The sequence below is a fragment of the Kiritimatiellia bacterium genome (assembly GCA_018001225.1).
Classification (GTDB): domain Bacteria; phylum Verrucomicrobiota; class Kiritimatiellia; order CAIQIC01; family JAGNIJ01; genus JAGNIJ01.
The window spans coordinates 60,077-68,713 of record JAGNIJ010000018.1 but is presented as its reverse complement, the minus strand read 5'-3'; the positions used below and the strand labels follow the sequence as shown (position 1 = coordinate 68,713).

Below are 8,637 nucleotides of genomic sequence, written 5' to 3'. Positions count from 1 at the left end.
GGTCCGGCCGATGCCTGCGAATCAACTTTCGGGCGATGTCATCGATCATGCGGTCCACGAGGGTGGGCCGGCCTTCCAGCGCTCGGCGAATCGGCGCGAAAGAGGAGGCCCGGCCAGCGAGCCGTTCCGCGTAGCGTGCCAGGCCGAAGCGCGGGTCCACGCCCTCGCGGAAGGCGTCGGCCAGGTCGTCGATGTATAAGCTGGCCACGTAGCGGGCCCGGTCGGCGAGCGGCAATGGGTCGAGGTCGAACGGATCCGCCTGCGCAAAGCGTGGGCCTTCCGGCAGCCATCGCCGCGCGGCTATGCGTCGTGCCAGGTCAGGTCGTCGGCCCTGCAGGAAGCGGACCACCGGCTCCACGCTGGCGGCATAGACCTGAACGTGCGACAGAAAATGGCGGACGGACGGATGGCGGCTCCGGCGGGCCGCCGCCGCCGCGGCCCGGAGGCCCGGCCCGGAGAACAGGCGGAGAACGAGCTCCAGCGACGCGTCCGCCTGCGACACCCGGATTCCGCGCGAAGCCAGGAAGGCGGCTAGCGCCGGCGTGGCCGGGTAGGGTGTGTTGAACTGCAGCAGGGGCGGCGTGACAAGCAGGATTCTCATGCCATGTGCGCTACAAAAGCCGCGTGCCGCCCAACCGATAATCGGGCCCCACGAGGCAGAGGCGGCGGAGATCGGCGTCCGGGTTCACATGCGCCGCGACGACCTTGCCGGCGACCAGCGGGCAGTCGCCGGGCTGGTAGATTTCCACCAGTTCGCACTCGAAGTTGGCGATCGCGTCCGCGAGCAGCGGCGCGCGGACGGCCGCGGCGTCCTGCATGGCCAGGCCGGTTTCCTTGAACTTGTCGATCCCGTGCCCGTGATGCGTGCCGGCGAAAAGCGTCTCCCGGGCCATGCCCTCGTGGGGGAACGCCACGACGAATTGCCGGGTCTGGACGATAACTTCGTACGTTCTGGCTTCGGCGTCGATGCCCAGCAGGAACATCCAGGGCTCGCTCGATGCGAAGCAGACCCAGGCGGCGGCCATGACGTTGGCCTTGCCGTCCGCGTCGCGCGTCGTCACCAGGACCACGGGCTCCGGGTACTTCCGCTTCAACGCCTGTTCGACGGGACAGGGAGTTTGCATGGTCGGCGCTCCTGGATTCGCGGTTTGTGCCCTATCCTTTGCCCGGTCGCGTCCTTCGGGTCAAGTCTGCCCACGCGCTCCGGCTGGCCGGTCAGGAGGCGGGCCGAGGTACAGGACCTCGATGGCCGCGAGGTCCACGCGGTTGCACGCGTCCGGCCCGCCGCCCGGCAGGGCCGTGTAGCGCCGGTTGTGCTCCAGGCTGCTCATGTTGCGCGAGACCTCGTCTTCGTAAAAGCGGAACACGTACGCGTTGTCCGGATCGAGGTCGGCGTGGACCGGCGACGACCACTCGAACCGGTTCCAGGCCCCTTCGCCGAGACCGGGCATCAGCAGGTACCCCGAAGCCCGCAGGCCGCCCGTGCGCGCGTCCAGCACGTCCAGTCGCTTGACCCCGCAGGTGATGCCCGTGTTGATGGGGCAGGTCCCGTTGGCGTATCGCGCGCGCACGCGGAACCGGCCGCGCTGCCGGGGACCGAACGGGCCGGCCCGGATCTCGTCGCCCGGCGCCCCCCAGTCGGCGACGCGCTCGCCGTCCGCGAGCCGTCCGCCGACAAGTTGGAACTCGCGCGCGGGCAGGACATGCCGCTCGCCGGCGCCAAGGAAATACCGGGAGGGTGTGAGGTGCGAAGCGTTGCCGCTTTCGCGATCCACGGCGCACACAGCGTAAAAGCGGAGGCGGCCGCGGATATCGCCGGGTTCGGGATCGGTCCACGACGTGTCCGTGACGCCCTCGGCGGCGAGCGCGCCATCCCGGAATATCGTGAACGTGACCGGCGTGTCGTCGCCCGGCGCGAAGTGCAGCGTCAGCCGGCCGCCGGTTTCCATGATTCCCGAGTCCGCCCATCGTGGCGTGCCCGGACCGAACAGCGCGCGCCGGTCCGTGACGTCCACGCGATGAACGCCCGACGCTTTCGCCGGAACTGCCGCCAGGTGGAGCGTCCAGGAGTTGACCGGTGCCAGGTCCCGGGCGGCGACGAGGCCGGAGGGGACGGGCCGGCCGTTCAGCGTGGCGCGCTCGAAGCGGTACACGCCGTCTTCCGGCGCCTCGCCGGCGGGCAGGCGCAGCTCGATGTCGATGCGCTTGCCCCGGTATCGGAACCCGTTCAACGAAAGCGTGTTCGAGCAGGGGAAGAGGTCGCGGCGGACGCGCGCCGGGAGGAACGGATCGAAGCGGATACCGTCGCGCCCGGTCTCGAGCCCGAAGAGCACCTTCTGGACCATCGCCAGGTAGCCGGCGACGGACCAGAGTTGCCGCTCCGAGTTGATCACAGGGCCGGCGATCCCGTGGCTTTCCGCGTGAGCCTGCCCGCTGACGAAATCGAGGTTCTCCATGTTGGACCGATGCCGCACCGCGCCGCGGACAAGCGAATCCATGGCGCCCGCGGCGGCCTCCGCATTCCCGGCCTTGCGTGCGGCCAGCATCCAGTACGCGGTGACGAACGGCCAGATCGCGTTGTTGTGATAGATCGGCACGGAGCGTTCCTGCGGCCAAACCACCGGCGGGCCGTGCGGTCCGGTCGGGTAGCGTTCGGTGATCCCGCGGGCCTCGTCCGGTCCGATCACCCCGAATAAAATCGCCAGCGATTCGCCCAGCAGGTCGCGGCGAGGGACCCTGACCGGCGTCGCGCCGTCGGAGAACAGGTAGGCCGCGTGCAAGCCGGCGTCCGGATCGAAGAACCCACGCCGGACATCCGTTCTCAACTGGTCGGCCCATGCACGGTAACGCGCGGCTTCCCCGGCCGTCCCTGCCTGCGCGGCGAGGAGCGCGCCCCGGTCGAGCATGTGAAAATGGAGCACGTTGGTCCCGAAGGCCTTGGATAGTCCGATCGGCAGGACCGAGTCCGCGGTCCAGGGGGGATAGGTCTGCTCGCGCCAGTCGAGAAACGACTGCTCGCCGCGGTACAAGCCGTCTTCCGGGTCATGGATCAGCCGCCGGTCCTGCTCGATCGTGTCGCGGACGAAGGGGTAGATGCGGGCCAGGAAGACGCCGCGTTCCGGCTCGTCGAGGTAGTCGAGCAGTTCCCACGCGCCCATCAGCCAGACCACGCGGTCCGTGCTGATCGGGTAGCTGCCGCCGGAGCCGGTGTCCTGGACGATCTGGTGCGGGAAGCCGCCGCGGACGGCCGGTTTGAGCCGGCTGGTCTTGAACAGCAGCGAGGCCGCCGCGCGCGGCGGATCGGCCTGCGCGAGGGCCAGGTGCACGGCGTAGGCGAGGTCGCGCGTCCAGACATAGGGCCACTGCGCGCCGGTCTGGAAGGCGTGCAGGGGGATGGGCCGACCTTCGTCGTACGCGCCGTCCCGGATGGCCTCGACCGAGTTCTGGCGGAGTTCCTCGATCGCGAGCGCGTACAAGCCGTCGAACCGGTCGTTGCCGGTGCGCACCGCTGCGGGAAGCGCGCGAGAAGACCTGAACATGGGATCGTGCGGCATGCTCGTGGATTTCGCGTCAGCAGTGGTCATAATGCCGAATGATACAATGGTGCGGTGGGTGCCGGAGGAGGGAGTTGAACCCTCACGCCCGTGAAGGCGCTGGATTTTGAGTCCAGTGCGTCTGCCATTCCGCCACTCCGGCCGCGAATGGAGTGCTTATAATGCTTCCTGCCACAGGGTGCAAGCGCGCGGTGAAATTCCGGAAAGCGGGGATCGTCAGGGGCCGGAAGCGTAGTGTGGCGGCTCGAGGATCAGGCGGTGCAGCATCGCCTGGCGCAGGGCCTCGCGCCCCTTGAGCGGGAAACGATTCGATCCAGCCTGTACATTGCTGACCGTGTTGCCGCCGAAGGCCAGGGCCGGCACGCGGAGTCCTTGGACCCGTACGACGGGGATCTTCGGGATGACCATCATCCCGCGCATCCGCTTGCCCTCCGCCATGACGCCGGCCTCGGGCGCCAGGCGGGGCAGGGCGACAACGGGCGGAGGCTCCCCCGCGGGCGCGGCGGGCGCGAGGGGCCGCGGGGCCCGGCGCTTGCGTACGCGGATGGCCGGGACGGGTTCCGGTTCCGGCGCGGCCTGGGGCATCGGCTCCGGCTCCTGCACCGGCTTGGGCGGGAGCATCGGCTCGGCCCCCAGCGAGCGGAGGAATTCCTCCAGGCTGGATTCCGTCTTCTCCGCGGCCGGGGCCGGCCGCGGCGGCGTGCCGCGACGCAACTGCTTCTTCGTGACCCGCGAGACGATCTGGACCACGACCCATATGATGGCCATGACGAACCAGAAAAGGCCCTCTTCCGCTCCGCCTGCCAACAGGTGTTTCACCTACCGGTCTCCCGGGGTTTCACGCGGTTCAGCTCTTGGGCGTTTCATGGCCGCCCTCGGCGAGGGACTCCCGCATGGAGGTGTCGGCCATGATGTTCTGCATGCGCATCAGGTCCATGACGCCCAGCTTGCCGGCGCGCATGGCGTGGCCGATGGCCTGCGGGATCTCGGCCTGGGCCTCGACGACCTTGGCCTGCATTTCCTGCACGCGGGCGCGCATCTCCTGCTCGGCCGCGATGGCCATGGCCCGGCGACCCTCGGCCTCCGCCTGGCGCAGCTTCTTGTCCGCCTCGGCGCGCTCGGTCTCGAGCATGGCGCCGACGTTGGCGACGTCCCGCGCGCCCGTGCCGGCAACGCTGATGTCCGCGATGTCGATGGATACGATCTCGAAGGCGGTCTGGGAGTCCAGCCCGCTGTCGAGCACCTTGCGGCTGATATGGTCGGGGTTCTCCAGGACATCCTTGTAGGAGACGGACGAGCCGATGGCGCTGACGATGCCCTGGCCGACGCGGGCGATAATCGTGTCCTCGGTCGCGCCGCCGACGAGCCGCTCGAGGTTCGCCCGCACGGTCACGCGGGCCTTGACCAGGAGGCGGATGCCGTCCTTGGCCACGGCGTCGAGCATGGCGGTGCCCTTGGCCGGATCGGGGCAGTCGATGACCTTGGGATTCACGCTCGTGCGCACGGCGTCGTAGACGTCGCGGCCCGCCAGGTCGATGGCGGCGGCCCGCTGGAAGCTCAAGTCGATGTTGGCCTTGTCGGCCGCGATCAGGGCCTGGACGACGTTGATCACGTTGCCGCCGGCGAGGTAGTGGGCCTCGAGGGGATCTGTTTGCAGGTCCATCCCGGCCTTCACCATGCGGATGCGCGCGTCGACGATCAGCGTGGGCGGCACGCGGCGCAGCTTCATGCCGACGAGGTTGAACAGGCTCACGCGGGCGCCGGACATCGCGGCGCGGATCCAGACCTTCAGGAAGTAGAAGAACAACCCGATGAGGATCAGTACCGCGAGGGCGAGCAGGACGAACAGCACGGTCACGACTTGGCTTAGCATGGCAGTCTCACTCCTTGTTCAATGTTACGGGTTCTCCATGGAAGGGGGCAGGGGCGGCGGCGCGGGGGGGACGGCCCCGGGGGACGGCAGCGGCGGCGGCGCGGGAGGTTCCTCCGGCGCCGGCAAAAAGACGGACAACAGCAGGCTGCCCAGCCCCAGGCACAGGGTCAGCAGCCACGCGGCCAGGCCGATACCCGGCAGGCTGACCAGGACGTAGAGCAGGACCAGGCCGAAGGCCAGCGTGGACAACGCGCGCCAGAAAGGCGCCGGGCCGCGCCGCCGGAGGAGCCATCCGCCCAGCGCCAGCGCGACGATGAACTTGCTCAAGTAGAGGAGCAGCAGGAAGGCGAGGAGCAGCATCACGCCCAAGGGCAGGCCGACGATCGTGAACGGCAGGATCAGGATGGCCATGGGGAACAGCGCGAATGCGGCGAACCCGGCGAGGGCGCACTTCCAGGCCGACCCGCGCAGCAGGCGCACCGAGCGGCCCGCGTACCGCGGGAAGACGGCCAGGAAGGGCATGGCGACCAGCAGGGCCGCCGAGAAAAGGAGCATCTGCGCGGAAATCACCTCGCGCAGGCTCGTCGACGGGGTCGGGATGAGTGGCTCCTTGCGGATCAACTGCCCGGCCAACACGACCCGCTGGTCCAGGATCAGGTCGCGCGGCGCCGTGTACTCCAGGTCGCCCCGGATTTCCGTGCCGGGATGCACGACGATATCCTCCGCGAACACGCGGACCATGTTCTCGAAACGGCCGCTCAAGGTGAGGCGCTTGGCGTAGATCTGCGCGCGGCCCCCGATCCGGCCCTCGACGACGACATCCTCGCCCGCGAGCACTGCGTCCCCGTTCACCGCGCTTCCGGCGGTCATGCTCACCGAGCGCCCGAACGCGATCAGGTTGCCGTTCGCGGTGCCGCGGATATCCAGGACGCTGCCGGCGATCCGGGTGTGGCCCGCCGCCCGCCCGGTGAAATCCACTTCCTTGCCGAGCGCCCAGACGTCGCGGCCCAGGTCCCCGGCGACGAGGAGTGTGCCGCCGACGGCGAACAGGTCGTCCGCGATCACGCCCCGGATATCGGCCGCCGCGGTGACCAGCCAGAGTTCGTTCGTGAGGGACTGGTTCTCGTCCAGGATGAACTGCTCGGTCCTTTGGAAGCTCAAAGGGGCCGCGGCCGCGGACACGGCCAGGACTGTCCCCAGGATGCCGGCGAAGATTTTCATGATGCCTTTTCGGTTTCCGGCAGTTCGCGCACCACGACCCGGGGGCCCTCGACCTGCACCACCCGTATCCGCCGCCCGGCCTCGATCCAGTTGCCCTCGGCGATCACGTCCACGCGGCGGTCCCCGATCGTAGCGATCCCGCCCGGACGGAGCGCGGTGTGGGTCAGTCCCTCCTGGCCTACCAGCGCCTTGAGTGCGGCCGGGGCCGCCTTGAACTCGCGGCCGTCGCTGGAGAGAGTCAGGTGGCGCCCGGCGGCGGTCCTTGGGAAAAAGCGAATCCACAACGCGGTGCCGACGCCGGCGAGGAGGATGATGCCGACCGCGCTGACGAGGCCCCAGGGCGGATCAAAGGCCTTGAACCCGATGAACATGGCCGCGACCAGGGAAAGGGCCCCAAGGGCCCCGATGATGCCTCCGGGGACGAAGATTTCCACGCCCACCAGGAACAGCCCGGCCGCCAGCAGGATGACGTACAGGAGAATGGTTGGGTCCATGTTTAAACTCCGCCCGGCGTATTCTTCGCGTCGGCCTCGACGACCACCCGGTGCCCGTGGCACTCGACGACACGCACGCCGGAACCCGCGTCAATGTATTCCCCGGACGTGACCACGTCAATCCGGCGCTCGCCGAACAGGGCCGTGCCCGCGGGCCGCAGCGGCGTGACCGCCGTGCCCGGCTGGCCGACGAGCGAGGGCGTGTCGGCCGCCGCCGCGAACCCCTCGGACCGGCGCGTGGCGGCGGATAGCACGAGGCGGCCGAACAGCGGCGAGGAGGGCAGCAGCCGGGCGATCAGTGCGGCGATGGCCGCGCTGCCGATCAGGGCGATCGAGAGTTTCAGCAGCGGCGCCTGGACCTGGTCCCAGGCCGGCAGCCATGGGGCGCCGGGATAACGCTGGATCATCGCGCCCAGCAGGGCCCACAGGATCAGCGCGATGCCGGCGATGCCCACCGCGCCAAAGCCGGGGATCAGGAACAGCTCCGCGGCCAGCAGCAGCACGCCGACCGCGAAGATCAGCACCTCCTCCATCCCCGCCAGCCCGGCGATGTGGTGGCCCCAAAAAAAGATGGCCAGCGAAAGGATGCCCAGGATGCCGGGCAGCCCGAAGCCCGGCGTCTTGATCTCGATGTAAATGCCCAGCAGCCCGCCGATCAGGAACAGGGGCGCCAGCGCCGCGATGAACCGGGCCACCCGCTCGGCGGACGTGACCTCCAGGTTGCGGACCGCGGCGTCCTGCAGGCCCACCTCTCTCAACAGGGTGTCCAGATCGTCCACCGTCCCGCTGGAGAGCAGCGGGCGGGGCGGATCGCCGACCGGCCGCTCGGCCTCGACGTTGGTCAGCGTCAGCAACTGGCCCTCCGGGCTGATGATCTCGTCGCCGATCTTGAACTCCAGCTCGCGGCGGACCATTTTCTCGGCGAGCTCCTTGTCATGGCCGCCGGCCTCGGCGGCGGTCCGGATGATCGCGGCCACGGCGGCGACGGATTTTTCCTTGAGGTCCTCGGACATCTCCTGAACGCCGCCGAAGGGGGTGGAGAGTATGGGCATGGCGTCGCCGATGATCGAGCCGGGGGCCATGTAGATGTTTTTCGTGGCGAGCGCGATGATCGCGCCCGCCGAAAAGGCGTGGTTCTCCACGAAGGTATAGGAGGGGATCTTCAGGCCGGTGATCGTTTTCACGATGTCCCCTGCCGCGTCCACGGTGCCGCCTGGCGTGTCCATGACGAACACGATCGCGCGGGCGTTCGCCTCCTCGGCCTCCCGAACGCCGCGCCGGATCACGTAGAGCAGGGCCGGCTCGATCATCCCGCGGATGGGGATCGTGTAGACGACGCCGGCGTCGGGTTGCTCGACGATTTCCTGCGCCGGCGCGGGACCGGCCAGCGGCAGGGCCAGGGCCAGCAGGCACGCGGTCTTCAGCAGGGAGTTCATGGTCGGTTCCCCTTCCTTCCGTCGCGAACCATAGTCGTTTTCTTCCCGGGCTGCAATCG

General features: G+C 69.1%; 8 protein-coding genes and 1 tRNA gene. All 9 read right to left on the bottom strand.

Going from position 1 to position 8,637, the window contains the following annotated elements; genetic code table 11:
- On the bottom strand, positions 1-601 hold a 601-nt coding region (locus KA248_07830; protein ID MBP7829811.1), incomplete at its 3' end, for a radical SAM protein.
- Positions 602-611: 10 nt separating this feature from the next.
- Positions 612-1,124, bottom strand: a complete 513-nt coding sequence (locus tag KA248_07825; GenBank protein ID MBP7829810.1) for a flavin reductase family protein — start codon at positions 1,122-1,124, stop codon at positions 612-614.
- A 60-nt stretch (positions 1,125-1,184) separates the two neighbouring features.
- Positions 1,185-3,539, bottom strand: a complete 2,355-nt coding sequence (locus tag KA248_07820; GenBank protein ID MBP7829809.1) for a hypothetical protein — start codon at positions 3,537-3,539, stop codon at positions 1,185-1,187.
- Positions 3,540-3,613: 74 nt separating this feature from the next.
- Positions 3,614-3,696 (bottom strand) — tRNA-Leu (locus tag KA248_07815).
- 74 nt (positions 3,697-3,770) lie between these two features.
- Entirely contained in the window at positions 3,771-4,373 is a 603-nt protein-coding gene (locus KA248_07810; protein MBP7829808.1) for a hypothetical protein, read from the bottom strand.
- A gap of 28 nt (positions 4,374-4,401) precedes the next feature.
- Entirely contained in the window at positions 4,402-5,427 is a 1,026-nt protein-coding gene (gene floA / locus KA248_07805; GenBank protein MBP7829807.1) for a flotillin-like protein FloA, read from the bottom strand.
- 24 nt (positions 5,428-5,451) lie between these two features.
- Entirely contained in the window at positions 5,452-6,648 is a 1,197-nt protein-coding gene (locus tag KA248_07800) for a hypothetical protein (GenBank protein MBP7829806.1), read from the bottom strand.
- Positions 6,645-7,142: a hypothetical protein gene (locus KA248_07795; GenBank protein MBP7829805.1), complete on the bottom strand. Its 498-nt coding sequence runs from the start codon at positions 7,140-7,142 to the stop codon at positions 6,645-6,647. The genes KA248_07800 and KA248_07795 overlap by 4 nt, the downstream gene beginning before the upstream one ends.
- Before the next feature lie 2 nt (positions 7,143-7,144).
- Positions 7,145-8,578 (bottom strand): nodulation protein NfeD, encoded by a 1,434-nt coding sequence (locus KA248_07790; GenBank protein MBP7829804.1) that lies wholly within the window; start codon positions 8,576-8,578, stop codon positions 7,145-7,147.
- Positions 8,579-8,637: the final 59 nt, after the last annotated feature.